Origin of the sequence: Methylotuvimicrobium buryatense 5G, assembly GCF_000341735.1 — a bacterium.
GTDB lineage: Bacteria > Pseudomonadota > Gammaproteobacteria > Methylococcales > Methylomonadaceae > Methylotuvimicrobium > Methylotuvimicrobium buryatense.
In genome coordinates this window covers 2,454,038-2,473,049 of sequence record NZ_KB455575.1, presented here as the reverse complement: position 1 = coordinate 2,473,049, position 19,012 = coordinate 2,454,038, and the positions used below count along the sequence as shown (strand labels likewise).

Sequence of the window (19,012 nt, the reverse complement as noted above, 5' to 3'; positions counted from 1 at the left end):
GGTAAACGGAGTCGTTTCTTACGAAAATTTGGGAACATACCGAATATCTATGAGCCAAAATCAGCGCGCAATGACGAATTCTGTTTATTGTTGTCGGGCTCTAATACTAAAAGTTTAGATATAAATGAACTATAAAAGAACTTGGTTAACTTGAATGGGGCCATGGGCTGTAAAACTCTTAGATTATGCGAATATTTTAATCCATTTAGAAAATAGGCCTTTAGATCATGACGGTTTGCAATGGCGATAATTTCTTTTTCAGTGCGGTAAAATGTTCTTTTACGGAGATAGGCTAAATGGGCTTGTGCGCATTGTGTAGAAGACAGGTGTTCCGTTAGTGTTTGTCTAAACCCAAGTAAAATCCATAGTCGATGCCATCCTGTTGATCTAAAAGTGTTTCCAAAGGGAACATGGGTGTGGGTTTCCAGTAGTCTGAACTTGGGAGGAAAAATATGCACACTAATTGCGTCCGATTTCATTATTCGAGACAATTCGGAAAAAACTTCATCAAGTACTTCGACATGTTCTAGAACTTGGCTGCTGAATAAAAAGTCTACAGAGTCGTCTTGTATTGGCAAATGATAGGGACATATATTAATGGTATGAAAACAGCTCTGATGCTCGGGAGTGACACTTTTTTTGGCTATTTCGATTCTCTCAGGATCTATATCGAAACCAACAGTGTTACGGTAGCCTTTCTGAAGTAACAATTTTACTGTTTGGCCAGTGCCGCATCCAAAATCGATAATTGCATTATCGAAACTTGCTTTACGGCCAATATCATCAAGAATGGAAAAAATGTTTTGTATGTAATTTTGATGCTTAATGCTCAAAATGGCCCCCTTGATTATTTGGACGACACATGAAAACGGTCAAGAATTTTTCGATTTTTGTAAGACCTGCTCAAACAAAACAACATACTCTTCTATCATTCTATTCAGATTAAAATGTTGTTCTGCATGAGAGCGTGCATTCATGCTCATATTATTTAAAGCAATCGGGTCTTGAGTCAATTCATGTATTGCATTCACAAAGCCCATGACATCATCAACAGGGCAAAGACGACCGACATGATCCGATACTGCTTCAGGGAGTGAGGAGACATTGGCAGCTACCACAGGCGTGCCGCAAGCCATCGCTTCCATGACTGCTCTAGGCAAACCTTCGCCGCGCGACGGAAAAATCAACAAGTCTGCTTGTCGGTAAGCCTCGCGAACCTGTTCTTGGTTAAGGCGCCCGATAGGTAGCAAGTTAGGCGGGCTGTTGGTAAAGTTTTTAGCAAGGCGTAACCCTGATGTATAACGAAGCTCGTACCTGCTGCCGAGCACACGGGCAATTGGAGCCAGTAGATCTGTACCTTTACGAGCGGATAAGTTGCCCACATAAAGCAAGCGAACCGGGCGATTTAGCAACGGTTCTTTATTTGAGGGCGGTGGAGAAAAAAAGTCGGTGTCTATCGCATTAACGATGACGTGTGGTCGGGAGCACTGCAGAGTGCGAGCTAAAATATCCGCAGTGTAATGGCTAACGGCTACAACTGCATCGGCATGATTTAGACTTTGGCGCACGAAATGGCGTACGAGGTATTGGTGATAATAACGCTGTAGCTTACTTTTATAGGGCTCTAAAGCTGGGTCAAGTACAAACAGTCTATCCACAGTTACCATGCGGGCACCGTGGCGTATAAAAGCGAACCCATTCCAGCTGTTTGTTAAGACAATATCGGTATCGGCTGGTGGCGTTACTCGCTTGAGTAACCACGGAGCGAATTCAAAATAGCGATTGAATGACTGCTTTATTACCTCACACCCAAATTTTTTTAAGCCGGCTGCTAGATAGTGAGTTGAAATATCCGACCCGCTACCTGCGGCGATGTAAGGCATCCATATTTTCATTTTAATAGATCGATAATATTATTGGGTTAAATTGTAATTTATCGCACTTTTCGTATGTCTCTTCAATGTCTATTTTCAGTTGCTGCACCGGGTCGTTTTTGGTAGTACTGCGACGATGATGGCCGGAGTTTCGGTGAAATAGGGTTGATTTTTTAGATGATTGCTGAATTCTGTTTGTATAGATATTTTCGGCAATGCGGTTATGATTGCCTCTCCTTCCCTTCATGGTAGGGATATGACCGTCGATGAGTTTATGTTTGATCTCGGCAACCAAGAACTCTTCAACATTCAACGTAATGTCGTTTTTGTTTCGCTCACATAGAGCGGAATTGCACTAGATCGTTTTAGGTCGCTCCAGAGTAATCAAAAATAGAAAGTGGATGCAAGGGTATTCAATAGTGGCTATAGTTATGGCTGAAATCATTTCGCTTGAAATCGATAGTTAACGATAATTGAAGCGTTGACTCAAGCTATTGGATTCATGCACGATCAAAACTTTAAAAACCTGATTCTCGATTACCCCGTGCAAGCCTGATTGGCGGTGCTAGTTTTCTGAGTTCTCATTTATGCTTTTGGGTTATCAGCAATATATGTTACAGGTGAAATCCTATGCGAAAACCATGAGCACTAAAAAATCAATGAAGCACGACACCGGCTATAAATTGCTATTCAGTCACCCGCGCCTGGTCGAAGACTTAATCACCGGCTTCGTTCATCCCGACTGGCTGGACGCTATCGACTTTAAAACTCTGGAACCGTATAAATCCAGTTTTGTTACCGATGACTTACGCCAGCGTCACGATGACAGCATCTGGCGGCTGAAATTTAAAGACACCTGGCTGTATCTCTATTTGCTGCTGGAATTTCAATCCAGCGACGACTATTTTATGGCCAATCGCGTGATGACCTATATGGGCCTGCTCTATCAAGACATCATCCGCTCCCAGTCCCTGAAAAAAGGCGACAAACTGCCGCCGGTGATGCCCATCGTCATTTATAATGGTTCGTCGGACTGGACAGGCCCGGTAGCCATAGACGGCTTGATTGATTCGGTGCATCCCGCGTTAAGCGCTTACACGCCGCGCCTGAGTTATTTTTTATTGCAAGAAAAAGATACCCCGAAAGACTACAGCCAAAAGCATCCTAACAATCTGGTCGGGCATCTGATTGCCATGGAACATTGCCGCACGCCGGATGACATGCGGGCCTGTGTTCAGCGCTTGCACCAACAACTGAAAACGCCGCAATATCAAGACATTCGTCGAAGCTTTGCCATTTGGTTAAGTCGTCTATTGCGCGTAAAATTAAAACAAGACAGCATCCCTGAGTATCAAGAACTGAATGAGGTAGACGCCATGTTAGCTGAACAAATGACCGATTGGACCCTGCAATGGAAAAATGAAGGCATGAAGGAAGGTGAAAAAATAGGCGAGAAACGCGGCGTTCGAAAAGAAGCCGCTCACTTGTTGAGCATGCAAATTCGTTTGAAATACGGTGATTTGCCTGCGTGGGCCGAACAACGCATACAACAAGCCGACACTCGACAACTCGAAAAGTGGGCCGGGCGCATTTTTGCTGCCGATACTTTGGATGCATTGCTGCAATAATGCCGATTTTGTTTTTTACCGGTGTCAAGATAGTCGGCTTTTCCTCGTTCCCTCCGCGCCAGTGTGGGAATGCATGCCGGTCTTGCCTTAGTCCCTAGGATGCGGTGAAGCGCGAACCGCATGGTTCGTGATTGATGCGGTTCACGCTGTTCACCGCATCCTACATTCTCAAACAAGCGTTTCTGTAATGATTCACCCCCCCCCCTATAGTTCCCACGCAGAGCGTCACTGCCATTAAGTTAAGCCATCACAGAAATGAATAATGCTTGTATTCAGGCTCTAATGCACCTCAAAAGCTTGCCATCCATGGCACTGGATTTCGCCAGTCCATGGCGGAATGACCAGTTTCCGTTAACTTAATGGCAGTGACACCTAACGCTAGGTGATCCTTCAATTTATGTATAACGATGAGAGCTCCAGCTTGGGTAACCTGTTCGGGAAGCTCTAGCTTCCCGACAATCAAGAAAGAGTGAACGAGCGAGTCGGGGTTGATTGAGAGTGTGCGGCAGTTGTGTCGGCATAAGCACCAACTTAGTGCCTATACTATGGTGTATTTGTGGCTTTATTCGTCATAACGGCATGGATTGCCGATATCCAGGTTACATGAGTGTGAAGCTAAGCATCGCCATCCCTGGACCTGGATTCCGCCAATCCCTGGCGGAATGACGAGTTTTCTTTTGCGGGACGGGTTATTTAACCCGTCCCCAACGTTTCGGTTTGCCCTAAACATTTCGGCTAACTTCGGCCAAAGTCAAAACGTTTAGGACGGGGTTGCAAACCCCGTCCTGCTAGGGATATGCTGGTTTTTGGGCTTTAGCTGAAGAAACTTGCTAATCAGGTAACGGCATGGATTGCCGATATCCAGGTTGCATGAGTGTGAAGCTAAGCATTGCCATCCCTGGACCTGGATTCCGCCAATCCCTGGCGGAATGACGAGTTTTCCCTTAAGTTGGCGCTTATAGGTTGTGTCGGTCTCAGGAAGCTGGAGCTTCCTTTGCGGGACGGGTTATTTAACCCGTCCCCAACGTTTCGGTTTGCCCTAAACATTTCGGCTAACTTCGGCCAAAGTCAAAACGTTTAGGACGGGGTTGCAAACCCCGTTCTGCTAGGGGAAGCTGGAGCTTCCGGAGGTGGGCTTTCCCGATCTGGAGCTTGGGGAATAGCGTGATGCGGGTTGGCCGTTTTTAGCTTAACGCGCATGGCTTACGAAACCCGTCCTGCTAGGGATATGCTGGTCTTTGGGCTTTAGCCGAAGAAACTTGCTAATCAGGTTTTTTTATGATGTATTCGCGGGTACTTTCACAGCCTCTTTATTGATAGAAACGTAAAGAAGCGAGATACAAATCGGCTGTAAAATATCAACTTTCTTTCAATTTCATTCAAAAGCGCTAGAATTAACGCATTTGTCACAAAAGCATCATTATTTGTCATGACCCTGCCTTTTGAATTAAATCGTTCGTCCGTAAAACATTGGTTCAGTCAATTGAACTCGCCTGATGCGGTGGCGGTTGGTAGCGAAGTATTAAAGGTTTTGAATCTACTGGTCAAGCAAAGCGAGAAGCTCGATAGCGAGGAGCTGGCTCTAGTCGTCGATTTGTTCGATCCGGTGGTGGTTAAGATCGTTGAATTTTTAGAGCGGATTATTATACAAAAACCGGATCTTTATAAGCTGGCTCGGTTGTCTTCTCAGTTGATGGTATATCTGGCACAGTTGCATATTTTTTTAGCGCAAACCAATGCGGCCAATAAGGCTTTGCATGCTAACTATGCTTTGCAAATGCTTGGCTGGAGTAGTTTTCATCGCGCACTGAGTTATGAACGATTACCCGGTTCGTTTTGGCATGATATGGGGCTCGCCTATCAGCATGCTCAAGAGGCCGGGTTGGATACGTTGATTACGTCGGCTTTGCCGGTATTTCAGCCGTTGAATAGCGGTGCCAAGGCTTTGCGGCGCAATTTACTGTTTGTTATTTGTAATCCCTATCGTTTTAATCGTGATGAGATTCAGGCCTTATTTGCTTTTTGCACGCAAAAGCAAGCTTTATTGACGCTATTTGAGCATCAGACGGGTTTTTATTGGGACTATCAACGCGGTAAACCGCCCGAGCCTTTGGTTTTAAAGCCGGAAGGTCTGAAAGTGCTGACTTTCCATGTCGAAGCGTTGACTAAAGCCGTGCTGAATACGCAGGTGAGTTTGCCGGTTACTTATGGGGCCGCTCTCTTTAATACGTTGTCTAATTTTCAGCAATTGGTTCGTAGTACGGAACGCGTTTTACCCAAGTATTATGCTTTCGTTTCGGGCTATGAGCAGGCCGCATTGTTTTTGAATAAGCATATTCGCGGCGGCCGGGTTTCGTTAATCAATACGCCGAAGCCTGAAAAAATACTGGAGTATTTCGAATTGGCGGCCGACCCCGAGCCTGAAGAACAAGTTTTAAGCCGGATCAGCAATGATGAAATTTGGGGCAGACAAAAAAAGCAGGAAAAAGTCGAACTGCAATACGGTGCTATCAAAACGTTTAAAACCGGTTTGCCCGCGATTTATCTTGCGGAATACTTGAAGCTGCCTGTAGAAGGAAACAGCTTGCTGATTCTTTATGGTCAAAGCTTGCAGCCTTTGTTGGCGATTGCAAGACCAATTGTGTCGGTTAAAAAATCGCTATACCAGAGTGCTTTATTGGAATTGGTTTCTGAAAGCCCGTTTGCGGTTACCACCGCCGATTCATCGCCTGAGGAGATTTTTATAATGGAAAGTTACGAAGGGCATTATCAATGCTATCTTCCCTGGCATAAGAAGTTTAATTTGGGCACTGAGATTGCGTTGAAGGAGGGGCGTTTGGTGCTGTTGCGCTTGCTGGAAGAGACTGCGCAATATATGCGCTATCAGGTCAGGTTTGAAGCTGATGGTGGCGAGCTTGGCGGTTGATCCTTTTTAAGACATGTCGAAGTTCGAGTCGATAAGTTAAGCCGCCCATGGTTCGACAGGCTCGCCACGAACGGCTTAACTTAATGGCATTGATGTTCTTAGGGGCTAAAACAGCGTTTCAATGGGATGTCTTTCGCTGAAATTGGCTTCTCCGGGTTCCGTGAATTCGAAATTCGTGTGCGAATGCATTTTGGCTTGTTGCGTCGTGTCGAAAAATTCCCATATGCCTCCCGGTATTTCTGCCGAAAGCATCATGCCGCTTTCTGCGTCGACATACATCTTTGCAACACCTTCCGGCTGCGTTAAAGGGATTTCCGGCTTATCGCGTAAAGCGGTTTGCATGAATTCCATCCACATCGGCAAGGCGGCGGCGCCGCCGGTTTCTTTGTCGCCCAAGCTGTTGAAATTGTCGAATCCTACCCATGCCGCGGCGGATACGGTGGCGCTATAACCGTTAAACCATGCGTCGCGGTGATCGTTGGTCGTGCCGGTTTTTCCGGCAAGGTCGGCGCGTCCGAGTTGTTTCGCTTTGACTGCGGTGCCTCTTTGTACAACGTCGCGTAGCAGAGAGTTCATTAAAAAACTAATTTGCGGCGTGATGATGCGTGGTGCTTGATTGATGAATGCCGGAGATTCGCTGGAGCAATCCAGGCAGGCGACTTGAGGATTGGCTTGATACAGTAATTTGCCGTCGCCGGACTCAATCCGGTCGATCAAGTAAGGCTCGACCAGAAAGCCGCCGTTCGCGAAGACTGCATAAGCGCGCGCCATCTGCAGTGGGGTGGCTTGGCCGCTGCCCAGCGCAAGCGTATAACTATTGGGTAGCTGATTCTTTTGAAACCCGAAACGCATGGCAGTCTCAATGACGGGCTTGATGCCTAAATTCATCAGCAAGCGAACTGAAATCAGGTTTTTGGATTGTCGAAGCGCCACTCTTAGGCTGGTCGGGCCGGAAAACTTTCGATTATAGTTCTCCGGACGCCATTCATGACCGGGCCTTGAGCCTTCCATTACAATAGGAGCATCGTTGACTAGCGATGCGGCCGTGTAACCGTTTTCCAAGGCTGCTGTATAGATAATGGGTTTAAAGCCCGATCCCGGTTGCCGGTTCGACTGTGTCACTCGATTGAATTTGTTGTGATTGAAGTCGTAACCGCCGGCTAATGCCAGTATCGCTCCGTCGATCGTATCGATGGCGACTAAAGCTCCTTCGGCTTCCGGTATTTGCGCTAAAGCCCAGGTTTTATCGTTCAGTCGTCTGACAAAAATAGCGTCGCCGGTTTTGAATAGGTCGCGGATGGATTGCGGCGCGGACCCTCGCGCGTTTCGTGAAATAAATTTGCGCGCCCATTTCATGTTCTTCCATGGTACTTCAACGGTTTTTCCGCCGCGTAATTGGACGATTGCTTTGTCGTTATCGATTTGTTTGATCAACGCCGGATAGCTGTCGCCGATGATCGGCATTTTGTCGATGTCGGTTTTTTGAGCGGGAGCATCGGGCAATTTAAAACGGTATCCGTGGCGCTCGTCATAGCTATGCACCGCATTTCTTAAAGCCCGTGTGGCTGCGTTTTGCAGAGGGCGGGTAATCGTCGTGTAGACTTTCATCCCCGAACCGTATGCTTGAGTTCCGTAAAGTTCAAGAATTTTTTGCCGGGCCATTTCTGCGATAAAAGGCGCCGACAGTTCGATGCCGCGATGAATCACTCTTGCTGTATTGGCTTCGGCGAGGGCGGCTTGGTAAGTTTGTTGGTCGATATAGCCGATTTTATGCATTCGGTATAATACATAGTCACGTCTTTCCATTGCCCGCGCAGGGTTAACGATAGGATTATAGGCCGAAGGGGCTTTTGGTAGGCCGGCTATCATTGCGGATTCCGCCAGCGTAAGGTCGTTTAATGATTTGCCGTAGTAAGTTTGGGCGGCAGCGGCAACGCCGTAGGAGCGTTGACCTAGATAGATCTTATTCAAATAAAGTTCGAGAATAGTATCTTTTGAAAAAATCTCTTCTATCTTGAGCGATAGAAGTATTTCTTTTAATTTGCGAGTGTAGGTTTTTTCGCGACTCAGTAGAAAGTTTCGTGTGACTTGCATCGTGATCGTGCTGCCGCCTTGTTCCTTTTTACCGGTGGCGGCTAGTTTCAAAGCGGCGCGAAATAGGCCTACAAAATCGACGCCTTGGTGTTCGTAAAAATGTTTGTCTTCGGCGGCTAGAAATGCATGAATTAGCTCTTTCGGAGCCTGGTCGATCGTGATAGGGCTACGTTTTTTTTCGCCGAATTCAGCGATTAAAAGATTATCTTTGCTATAAATTTGTAGCGGCGTTTGATAATGAACATCCTTTAATCGGTTAACATCGGGCAGTTCTTCGGAGATGCGCTCTAATAACAGATAGCCGTAAATCGCCGCTGATATCAGGCCGATTAGAAAAAGCACGCTGAGCCATTTAAAAAAGGTGATCAGTAATTTAATTATCACGAAGTATTCCGGTTTGTACCACTAAAGTAATTGTGCCGATGTTATTGTCTAGCTAACAAGTTGGTGACTAGTGTTTTGATTATATCGTCAGGTTCGATTGATTCTTAACGGATTGAATAAAAAGAAATCTGACATTGACTGTTGCTAAAAATATACTTGATTTGACTTTTGAGCAACACAAACTTTGATGAATGCTCGAAAATCATGTTATTTTGTTGCTGCCGCCGACACCTGCCAAGCGAGTTACCGAACCCTCAACAAAGCCCATAGTTCCAGGACGTTATTTATCACGAAATCCTTAGCTTGATGCGTATGGGGTATGCTCAAGCCCCGAACGTTTCGGTTCTTTGGTCACGGTTAAAACTTTTAGAATGGGATTGAAAACCTCGTTCTGCCATGGAGTGACGGCCATTCATATGGGTGAATATATCTTATGGACGGAGACTAAATCTTTGATTTTCGATACTGAAAATTTGTTTTTATCAGCTATGCGATATTGGTGATTCGAATTGAAAAAGCGATCGAAATCAAAGCGGAATGAATATTTTTTTATGTAATTTAAAAACACTACTATACTGGTGCCTGTGCAGTTTGATCGGGCGTATTGATGTTAGTGCCAGTGTTTCGGCGCTCTAATCCAACACTAAAGATGTGCTCTCGTTTTGATGGCTTATGTGCTTTTTATCATGACGCATTATCCTAAAAAGGGCAGTTTGAGGCTTAACCAGACCGGTGAAAGTGTTGTAGACCGCTCTTTTTAGGATTATCGATAACTAGATAGGCAGCAGAGTATTCGATGCAACAACAATTCAATGTTTTACAAGGGTTCCACGATGAACTGGTTTAGTCGCAAAAATGTGCCTGTAGTCGGAATCGACATTAGCACGGCAGCCGTTAAGTTATTGGAATTATCGAAAAACGGTCCTCGTTATCGAGTCGAAAGTTATGCTGTAGCGCCATTGCCGCAGGATGCCGTTATCGATAAAAATTTCGCGAATGTCGATGTAATCTCTGATGCGATCAAACAAGCCATCAAACAATCCGGAACGAAAGTCAAACATGCCTGCGTCGCGGTTGCGGGTTCGGCGGTCATGACCAAAATCATTACGATGCCCGCTAATTATTCGGACGAAGAAGTCTACGAACAAATCATGGTAGAGGCAGATCAATATGTGCCTTATGCTCTGGATGAGGTCAACCTGGATTTTGAAGTTCAAGGAAAAAACGCTAAAAACTCCGAAATGGTTGATGTGCTCTTGGTTGCATCCCGTCGTGAAAATGTCGAGGACCGCATCGAGGCCTTGGAAAAGGCTGGTTTAAAAGCCAAAATCATTGATGTCGAAGCGTTTGCGATGGAAAACGCCTTTGCGCTTATCTCCGATCAATTGCCCGGTTCAACCGAAGGGCAGACTATTGCTATCTCGGATATCGGTTCGACGATGGCGACTTTGAACGTCATTGCGAACGGTAGAACCATTTATACGCGCGAACAGGGCTTCGGCGGAAGGCAGTTGACCGATGAAATTCAACGACGCTACGGTTTGTCCTACGAAGAAGCCGGTCTTGCCAAGCGGCACGGCGGTCTTCCGGATAATTATATTATTGACGTATTGGAGCCATTCAAGAAGGCGATGGTTCAGCAAATCGCCCGATCGCTCCAATTTTTTGTTTCATCGAGCGCCAACCGAACGATCGATTCGATTATTTTGGCGGGTGGTTGTTCCTCGATACCCGGTGTCGATAAGTTGGTCGAGCAGAACTTGAGTATTCCCTGTTTTATTGCCAATCCGTTTATCAATATGGCTTTATCGAATCGAGTGAAACCGCAAAGTTTAAGTAGCGATGCGCCGGCTATGATGATTGCCTGCGGTCTTGCGCTAAGGAGTTTCGATTAATGGCCCGAATTAACCTGCTCCCTTGGCGAGCCGAGCTTAAAAAACAACAGCAACAGCAATTCTTGACTGCTGCTTTGTTGTCGATTGCCTTAACCTTGGTGTTGATTTTTGCGGTTCACATGCATTACGACGACGTAATGTCGTATCAGGAAAGTCGGAACCAAATGCTCAGGAATGAAATCGCTGCGGTCGACAAGAAAATTGCCGAAATTAAAAACATCGAAGAAAAGAAAACCGAATTACTGACTAAGATCGATGTGATTCAAAAGCTGCAGGAAAGTAGGCCCCTGATTGTACACCTGTTCGACGAAGTCGCTAGAAGGACTCCGGACGGCGTTTTTCTAACAAGCTTTGTGCAGTCCGATAAGGTATTGACGTTTAACGGCAAGACCGAATCGAATGCGCGGGTATCGGCGTTTATGCGGGCGATTGAGGCTTCAGAGTGGCTGCACAGTCCAAAGTTGAACATCATTCAGTCTCAACAAAAAACCAAAGTCGATCAGCTCAGCGATTTTATTCTTATCGCGAAACTGGGCGCGATTTCCGAAGATGAGAAAAACTGATGAATCTGTCTGAAATTAATTGGGATTTTAATGAGGCCGGGTCTTGGCCGACACCGGTTAAAGCCGTAGTCATTGCAATTGCGTGCGTACTCGTTGCGGTCGGCGGTTATTATTACGATACCGCCGATCAATTGGAAGCGTTGGAACGATTGGAACAAACTGAGCGGGATTTGAAGAGCAGCTTCGAGGTTAAACAAAAAAAAGCGATCAATCTGCCGGACTACAAAGCGCAGTTAGAACAGATCGAAGATTCGCTGACTGAAATCATCAAACAAATGCCGACTCGCTCCGAAGTGGCGAATTTATTGGTCGATATTTCACAGACCGGCTTGGCGAGCGGTTTGGAATTCAGACTGTTTAGGCCGACAGACCCGGTGCGCCGCGATTTTTATTGGGAACTGCCGATCAATATACAAGTTATCGGGCGTTACGAAGAGTTGGCTTTATTTGTGAGTGGCCTGGCTTCATTGCCGAGGATCGTGACGGTGCATAACGTTAAGATAACCCCTGTTTCTCAACAAGTTAAAGGCGAGTCGTCCGATAAAATGGTCATGGACGCCACGATCAAAACCTATAACGAGGGGGAGCAAGGACCCGGGCCGGCAAAGCCTCAGCAAAGAAGAGGTAGAAGATGAAGTCGAGTATTTTATCGGCAACCGATTCGAGGTCTCGGCAAAGTCGACATGGCGAACGCGGGTGGTTTCAACACGGCGCGATCGCGGCCTTAGGTTTGCTAAATCTGTTGTTACTGAGCGCTTGCTCGAGCGATGATAAGTCCGATTTGGTTCAGTATATCAATCAAGTCAAGGCGCGGCCGAAAACGCAAATCGAGCCGTTGCCTGAAATTAAAGTGATCGAACCGTTCATCTATAAACCGAGCGGTTTACGCGATCCGTTCCGGCCGATAGAAAAAGTAGTGGAAGCCGAACTTGTCGATGTCGGGACAGGTAGAGGGATTAGGCCGGATCCAATTCGGCGTAAGGAGCAATTGGAGTCCTATTCGCTGGACAGCTTGAGAATGGTGGGAACCATCACTAAGGATGCTGTGTTATGGGGCTTGATCAAAGCCGGTGACGGGACGATCCATCGGGTTCGACAAGGTAATTTCATGGGCAGGAATCACGGCAAGATTATTCGTATCAACGAGGACAAAATCGAATTGATGGAAATCGTTCCCGATAAGCCGGGAACATGGCGAGAACAGCAAACTTCATTGGCATTGTCCGAATGATGTTGGGGATTAAACAATGAGTATTCAAGGCAGCAATAACATGAACAGAGCGACCAAGCCGCTATGGAAAACAATCGTCGCGGGACTTTTCCTGTGTGTTTTTCAGTTTGCCGTTCAAGCGAATGAAACACAAATTCAAAATCTGGATTTTACCCGGTTGTCGGGAGGGCGCTTGCAGTTGCAATTGGAACTGGACGGACCCGCGCCGGCTCCTCGGGTTTTTCATACCGACAATCCCGCCAGAATTGCACTGGACTTTAGCGGCGTTAAAAGCGGTTTGTCCAAGAAAAAATTCCCGATCAATTTAGATGCGGCCGATAGCGTGTATGTCGCCGAATCCGGCGGTAGGCTACGAGTCGTCATTAATTTGACTTCTTCGGTGCCTTATGAGACACGCACAGAGGGTAACAAAGTGTTTGTCACGTTGGCTGGAGCCGCACAGGTTGAAGCGCCGGTCGTTCGTCCGGAGACCTCGATCGTGGCTACGGCTGCGCAACAAGCGAGAAGCGATGTGATGGCGCAGTTTTTGCCCGAGCAAGGTATCAATGGTTTGGATTTCAGGCGTGGACCTCGCGGCGAAGGGCGTATTCTGATTTCATTGGCCGAAGCGAATACGATGGTCAATACCCGTGAAATCGGCGGTAAGGTTGAAATTTACTTCGTCAACACCCGTTTGCCGGAACGCCTTTCGAAACGTTACGACGTATCCGAGTTCGCGACGCCGGTCAAATCGTTCGACGCGGTCAGTAGCCGTCAAGAAACCAAAATTACCGTCGATTTACAAAGCCCGCTTTACGAGTATTCTCAGTTCCAATCGGAAGGGTTGCTGACGGTCGAGTTTCGGCCGTTGACACAGGCCGAAAAAGACTTGAAAGACAGTCAGAAGGATCGATATACCGGCGATCGCTTGTCGCTTAATTTTCAAGATATCGAAATTCGTAGCGTAATCACGCTGCTATCCGAATTTACCGGACAGAACGTTGTCGCCGGCGACGAAGTAACCGGGCGGATAACCTTGAAACTCGACGACGTGCCTTGGGACGAGGCGTTGGATTTCATGATGATGACCAAAGGCCTTGAAAAATACCAAACAGGCAATGTCACATTGATCGCGCCGGTCGGCAAGATCAAGGAATATAAAGAGAAGCAGCGTGAAACCGAAAAAGTAGTCGAGCAATTGGAGCCGCTACGCACCGAGTACATCAAAATCAATTATGCCCGGGCGGAAAATTTCCGGAATTTGTTGTATGGCATGGATGCAGGATCCTTCGGGCAATGCGGTATGGGTGTCGGTCAAGGAGGCGGGGGTATTCAGGGTGGCCTAATGGGCGGTATGCAAGGCATGGGCGGTATGCAAGGTATGGGTGGTATGGGTGGTATGCAAGGTATAAGGGGAATGCAAGGTGCTGGTGGCGTGCAAGGTCGTACGGGAGGTGGTGACGACGATAGGTTTACGATGATGTCGCCGAGAGGTACTGTGGTAGTTGATGGGCGTACTAATACCCTAATTGTCAGGGAGACAGCCAGTCGGTTGGAGGAAATCAGAAAATTAATCGCGAAGCTCGATATCCCTGTGCGGCAGGTAATGATTGAGTCGAGAGTTGTAATTGCATCGAATAATTTTGCAAGAGACTTGGGGGTTCGATTTGGTGTGACAAAAGCCGCCGAGGTTGGTAGTGGTAAAAGTTTCGCATTAGGAGGGCGAGATCCTCGTCCTTCAGCAGGAATTGACGGAAGTTTGGATATGAGCTCTATGTTGGTAGATCTTGCCGCTTCAAATCCTTATGGGGCGCTAGGAATGACGCTGGCGAGAGCGGCTGATTATGTATTGAATTTAGAAATTACGGCGTTACAAGATGAAGGCAAGGCAGAATTGCTTTCTAATCCAAGAGTCATGACAACGGATCGTTGTCAGGCTTCAATTAAACTGGGTGAGCAAATTCCTTATCAAACAAGTAGTGCGAATACTGGACCGGTGACACAATTAATTGACGCAGTGTTAGAGCTGAACGTATTGCCGCAGATTACACCAAGTGGTAGTGTCATTATGGATTTAAGAGTTACCAAAGATGCACCAGGAAGAGCTGTGGGCGATCAAATTGGGATTGATACGCGTGAGATTCAAACCAATGTGCAGGTCATGGATGGCGAAACAGTCGTTTTAGGTGGCGTGTTTGAAGGGGATCAGAGAGAAGACATCGGTAAGATTCCATTTTTCGGTGATTTGCCGGGCATAGGCTTTTTATTCACGCGCACCGAGATTCTCGATAATAAAACAGAGCTATTGATTTTCGTAACCCCAAAAATCGTTCACGAGAATTTGTCGGGAGCCAACTAATTCCCTGCTTCTACTTCGGCTAAAAAGGGGGCATAATGCCCCCTTTTTTATGCGCGCGAAAAATTACTAGAAATCGCATGGCTAAATCGGAGAACATTTATCTCATCGGTCTAATGGGGGCCGGCAAAACGACAATCGGTAGGCTGTTGGCCAAATCGTTAAAAATGCCGTTTTACGACTTCTCGCTCCCAAGCTCCAGCTTGGGAGTGACTACCTGCAAGCTCCGCTTGCCGGGTGACGTCAAGCAGAGCTTGATGGGTATGCGTTCCCAAGCTAGAGCTTGGGAACGAGGGAAGAAATCGCATGGCTAAATCGGAGAACATTTATCTCATCGGTCTAATGGGGGCCGGCAAAACGACAATCGGCAGGCTATTGGCCAAATCGTTAAAAATGCCGTTTTACGATAGCGACAAGATTATCGAAGATTTGACCGGCGTCGATATTCCAACGATCTTCGAATTCGAAGGTGAGGTAGGTTTTCGGGATCGGGAACAAAAAGCGTTAGCTGGTTTGACGAAATTGACTCATGTCGTGTTGGCGACCGGCGGCGGTGCAGTTATCCGCGAAGAAAATCGGGAATGTCTCAAGGAAAACGGTTTTGTGGTTTATTTGCAATGTTCGGTGGATAGAATTTTGGAAAGAACCAAGCGCGATACGCAGCGGCCGTTACTGCAAACCGACAATCCGAGAGCGAAGTTGGAACAGTTGTTAATCGAGCGCGAGCCTTTATATTTGTCATGTGCCGATTATGTCGTCGATAGCGGCACATTACAGAGTAAGGCTGCGGTTAAAAATATATTGCAGCGTTATAGAGATTTATGAGGTGAAAGAGGAAAGGTGAAAGGTGAAAGGTGAAAGAGGGAAGAGGGAAGAGGGAAGCGCTGTAGGGTTCGCACCATGCCCCATTCGCCGAATTTATCTCATAATATTGGCTGCATTAAAACAAGTTAGATTGTGCCTCCCCTTTTGAAAAAGGGGGGATTGAGGGGATTTATTTCCCTGGTTCCCACCGTTCCAGCGTGGGAATGCACTTGGCAGGACGGGGTTTGTAACCCCGTCCGAAACGTTTCAACCGTGGCCGAAGCATATCGAAACGCTGGGGACGGGTTGAATAACCCGTCCCGCAGGAGGAATACATGCCGCAAAGGTGAAATAGGTCTTTTGTGGGAGCGATCCCTAGATCGCGATTTCGAAGCCGGAAAGTTTGGGTGACAATACATGGTGTCGAAGTCACATGGGTCAAGATTCCTCGTTCTCAACGCTCCAGCATGGGAATACATGCCGAAGGTGAAGGTTGAAATGAAAGTGCTTTTGCGACACAGAACATTAGGTGTATAACAAAAACAAATGAAAACATTACAAGTCGATTTAGGGCAGCGTAGTTATCCGATTTATATAGGCTCTCGTTTGCTGGAACAAGCCGATTTATTGACTCGGCATATTCGTTCAAAACAAGTATTGATTGTGACAAACGAAACGGTGGCGCCTTTATATTTGCAACAGGTGCTCGATAATCTGTCGGATTTTGTCGTCGAAACTGTTATTTTGCCGGACGGCGAACAATATAAAACGCTCGACTATTTGAATCGGATTTTCGATACTTTGTTGACCCACAAATTCAGTCGAAACGCCAGTTTGATTGCCTTGGGCGGCGGCGTTATCGGCGACATGGGCGGTTTTGCCGCCGCTTGTTACCAACGCGGCATTCCATTTATACAAATCCCGACCACGTTGTTGGCGCAAGTCGATTCGTCGGTCGGCGGAAAGACCGGCGTCAATCATCCGCTCGGCAAAAACATGATCGGCGCGTTTTATCAACCGCAATGCGTGATTGCCGATATGTCGGTCTTGTCGACATTGGACGACAGGCAATTGTCGGCAGGTATCGCCGAAGTGATCAAATACGGCTTGATACGCGAACCCGATTTTTTCGCATGGCTCGAGGACAATCTCGAATCCTTGCTCGATAGGGATGTCGAAGCCCTCGCGCATGCGGTCGAGCGCTCGTGCCGCAATAAAGCCGAAGTCGTTGCCGCCGATGAAAAAGAAGCCGATGTCAGGGCAACCTTGAATTTAGGCCACACCTTCGGTCACGCGATAGAAACCGGCATGGGTTATGGAAGCTATTTGCATGGCGAGGCGGTTGCGATCGGCACTTGCCAGGCGGCCGATTTATCAAGACGCAAAGGCTGGCTGACCGATGCCGACGTCGAGCGGATTATTCGATTGTTTAAGCGGGCTAGATTGCCGGTCGAGCCTCCGGCAGCGCTCGATGCTAACCGTTTTATCGAATTGATGGCCGTGGATAAAAAAAATGTCGACGGCAATATTCGTTTGATTTTGTTGAAAAGCATCGGCGAGGCAACCTTGCCGGTCGGTGTCGAAAAAGCATTATTGGTAGCGACGCTAAACGGATATGGTCGAAAAGGCTAATCAGGCTGCGAATAGGCCGTATGGCTTGGCAAAGCCGGCGATTAAATCGTTAATTACTGCCGAGCGCGCTCAAAAGTTCGAGTTATTGATTCATTTGATAATCAATTTTAATCGTCCGTTGATCGTTAACGGCCCGGCCGGCATCGGTAAGTCGACATTGCTGACGGTCTTGCGCGAGCAACGTCCGGTCGAAGGACATTATTATTTCATGGCCGGCGATCATCAGTTGAATTTTGCGGCGATTCAAGAGCGGTTGCGCAGTTTCTTGGAAACAGAACAGCCGGCTTGTAAAGGCTTTTCCCTGGATGATGCGATCGCATTGCTTGAACAGAAAAAACTTAAGTTGATCTTGATGATCGATAATGCCGGCGAATTGATACCCGGTTTGATCGATACTTTGTCGGAATATGCCTTAGCTAACCCGGCATTAAGAGTTATTTTTTCGCTAACTCAAGACGAACTGTATATTAAAAGTCGTTCGGACCGGTCTGTCGAGGATTGTCATTTTATCGAGCTGTTGCCGCTGTCGGAAAAACAATGCCGGGATTTTTTGCAAAATCTTTCCGGGAAGCCGGACGCGCCGATTTCATTTAATGCGGTCAGCGATAACATGGTGGAGTATGTCTACCGCGAAACGCATGGTATTCCAGGGAAAATTATTGCTGAATTGCCGCGCTTGTCCGATTTCGAACGGTTGGGGGCACCCGTCCGGTTTTCAATTGGGTTGTTTGCGCTTCTTGCGATCGCAGGTATCGCCTTCGTCGGCTGGGAGGCTTTAGCCCCTGAATCCGATCATGAATTAACGGAGTCTTTGCCGAGGTCGCAGCAACAGGCCTTGTCGGTTCCGTTGTTGGTTGAAAAGTTTGCCGGCAAACAGATGGTAAATGACCGCATCGTTACCGATGTCTCGGAACAAAAGCCTAAGATGACAAACGTCGTTGCGGCCCCGGTAGCGGCTGTACCAGACCGGAAAATCGAGACCACTGTGAAAAATGAAGCGATTAATTATCCTGAGGTGGTTTCTGAAGCCGCCGAAAACAGAAAGCCTGAGAGCCCAATCGCCGGTCCGAGTATAATTAAAGCCGAGCCTTTAGTGCCGACGGTCGCAGATGAAAAGATTGAGACAAAGCCGCAGGAGACGATAGATTCCAATCGCTCGGAAGATGACCGGACCTGGTTATTCAAGCAATCCTCGGATCATTTCACTTTGCAATTAATGGTATTATCGAGCCGACAGTCGATTGTCAATGTGCTGAACAAATATCAACACCTAAAACAAGACTTGAAGTATCTTGAAACTCGCATCGGCGGTAAAGAGAAATTTATTTTGCTGTACGGCTCGTTTAGTAGTCATGTCGAAGCCGAAAGGGCTACCGGAAAATTGCCGGCGGAATTCAAAGGGGCTTGGGTTAGGCGTTTCGCGGTTTTACAAAACGATATCAAAAACGCAAACTAAGTAACGCGCATGAAATAACTTGATCAAGGTGAGTATTCAGTCCCACAGTCATTCTCGTTCCCATGCTCTGCGTCATTGCCATTAAGTTAAGCCGTTCGTGGTGAGCCTGTCGAACCATGGACGACTAAACTTATCGACCCAGGATTTTTCCATTCACCCTTCGACAGGCTCAGGGCGAACGGAAAAATCC

At 47.0% G+C, this 19,012-nt stretch carries 15 protein-coding genes; 11 read left to right on the top strand and 4 right to left on the bottom strand.

Annotated elements, in window-relative coordinates:
- Window positions 1-47: 47 nt before the first annotated feature.
- From METBU_RS0110875 to METBU_RS28080, 3 genes are read right to left on the bottom strand one after another with little or no spacing between them, the layout of a single operon-like run.
- Entirely contained in the window at window positions 48-833 is a 786-nt protein-coding gene (locus METBU_RS0110875) for a class I SAM-dependent methyltransferase (protein WP_017840656.1), read from the bottom strand.
- 39 nt (window positions 834-872) lie between these two features.
- Window positions 873-1,883, bottom strand: coding sequence for a glycosyltransferase family 4 protein (locus tag METBU_RS0110870; RefSeq protein ID WP_201764854.1), 1,011 nt, complete (start codon window positions 1,881-1,883; stop codon window positions 873-875).
- A gap of 13 nt (window positions 1,884-1,896) precedes the next feature.
- A complete protein-coding gene (locus METBU_RS28080) occupies window positions 1,897-2,187 on the bottom strand; it encodes a PDDEXK family nuclease (protein ID WP_017840654.1) in 291 nt (96 codons plus the stop codon).
- A gap of 328 nt (window positions 2,188-2,515) precedes the next feature.
- On the opposite strand from METBU_RS28080, the gene METBU_RS0110860 reads away from it, so the two are divergent.
- On the top strand, window positions 2,516-3,502 hold the full coding sequence (locus METBU_RS0110860; RefSeq protein WP_026130160.1) for an Rpn family recombination-promoting nuclease/putative transposase: 987 nt from the start codon (window positions 2,516-2,518) through the stop codon (window positions 3,500-3,502).
- 1,429 nt (window positions 3,503-4,931) lie between these two features.
- A complete protein-coding gene (locus METBU_RS0110855) occupies window positions 4,932-6,428 on the top strand; it encodes a hypothetical protein (RefSeq protein ID WP_017840652.1) in 1,497 nt (498 codons plus the stop codon).
- Window positions 6,429-6,533: 105 nt separating this feature from the next.
- Here the strand turns inward: METBU_RS0110855 and METBU_RS0110850 are convergent, their stop codons facing one another.
- Complete coding sequence (locus tag METBU_RS0110850; protein ID WP_017840651.1) at window positions 6,534-8,906, bottom strand: penicillin-binding protein 1A; 2,373 nt, start codon at window positions 8,904-8,906, stop codon at window positions 6,534-6,536.
- A gap of 833 nt (window positions 8,907-9,739) precedes the next feature.
- On the opposite strand from METBU_RS0110850, the gene METBU_RS0110845 reads away from it, so the two are divergent.
- The 9 genes from METBU_RS0110845 (at window position 9,740) to METBU_RS0110805 (ending at window position 18,822) form a co-directional block, all read left to right on the top strand.
- Entirely contained in the window at window positions 9,740-10,801 is a 1,062-nt protein-coding gene (locus METBU_RS0110845; RefSeq protein WP_026130159.1) for a pilus assembly protein PilM, read from the top strand.
- Window positions 10,801-11,364 carry a PilN domain-containing protein gene (locus tag METBU_RS0110840; protein WP_017840649.1) on the top strand — a complete coding sequence of 188 codons (564 nt, stop codon included), beginning with the start codon at window positions 10,801-10,803 and terminating at the stop codon, window positions 11,362-11,364. The genes METBU_RS0110845 and METBU_RS0110840 overlap by 1 nt, the downstream gene beginning before the upstream one ends.
- Window positions 11,364-11,999: a type IV pilus inner membrane component PilO gene (locus tag METBU_RS0110835; RefSeq protein WP_017840648.1), complete on the top strand. Its 636-nt coding sequence runs from the start codon at window positions 11,364-11,366 to the stop codon at window positions 11,997-11,999. Before METBU_RS0110840 ends, METBU_RS0110835 begins: the two co-directional genes overlap by 1 nt.
- Entirely contained in the window at window positions 11,996-12,595 is a 600-nt protein-coding gene (locus tag METBU_RS0110830) for a pilus assembly protein PilP (protein ID WP_017840647.1), read from the top strand. The genes METBU_RS0110835 and METBU_RS0110830 overlap by 4 nt, the downstream gene beginning before the upstream one ends.
- Before the next feature lie 40 nt (window positions 12,596-12,635).
- Complete coding sequence (gene pilQ, locus METBU_RS0110825) at window positions 12,636-14,933, top strand: type IV pilus secretin family protein (protein ID WP_235726402.1); 2,298 nt, start codon at window positions 12,636-12,638, stop codon at window positions 14,931-14,933.
- Window positions 14,934-15,010: 77 nt separating this feature from the next.
- Window positions 15,011-15,244 (top strand): shikimate kinase, encoded by a 234-nt coding sequence (locus METBU_RS29020; RefSeq protein WP_017840645.1) that lies wholly within the window; start codon window positions 15,011-15,013, stop codon window positions 15,242-15,244.
- Entirely contained in the window at window positions 15,237-15,755 is a 519-nt protein-coding gene (gene aroK, locus METBU_RS0110815; protein WP_017840644.1) for a shikimate kinase AroK, read from the top strand. The genes METBU_RS29020 and aroK overlap by 8 nt, the downstream gene beginning before the upstream one ends.
- Before the next feature lie 525 nt (window positions 15,756-16,280).
- Window positions 16,281-17,366, top strand: a complete 1,086-nt coding sequence (gene aroB / locus METBU_RS0110810; protein ID WP_017840643.1) for a 3-dehydroquinate synthase — start codon at window positions 16,281-16,283, stop codon at window positions 17,364-17,366.
- The gene (locus METBU_RS0110805; RefSeq protein WP_017840642.1) at window positions 17,350-18,822 is read left to right on the top strand and encodes an SPOR domain-containing protein; all 1,473 of its coding nucleotides are present in this window, start codon (window positions 17,350-17,352) and stop codon (window positions 18,820-18,822) included. Before aroB ends, METBU_RS0110805 begins: the two co-directional genes overlap by 17 nt.
- Window positions 18,823-19,012: the final 190 nt, after the last annotated feature.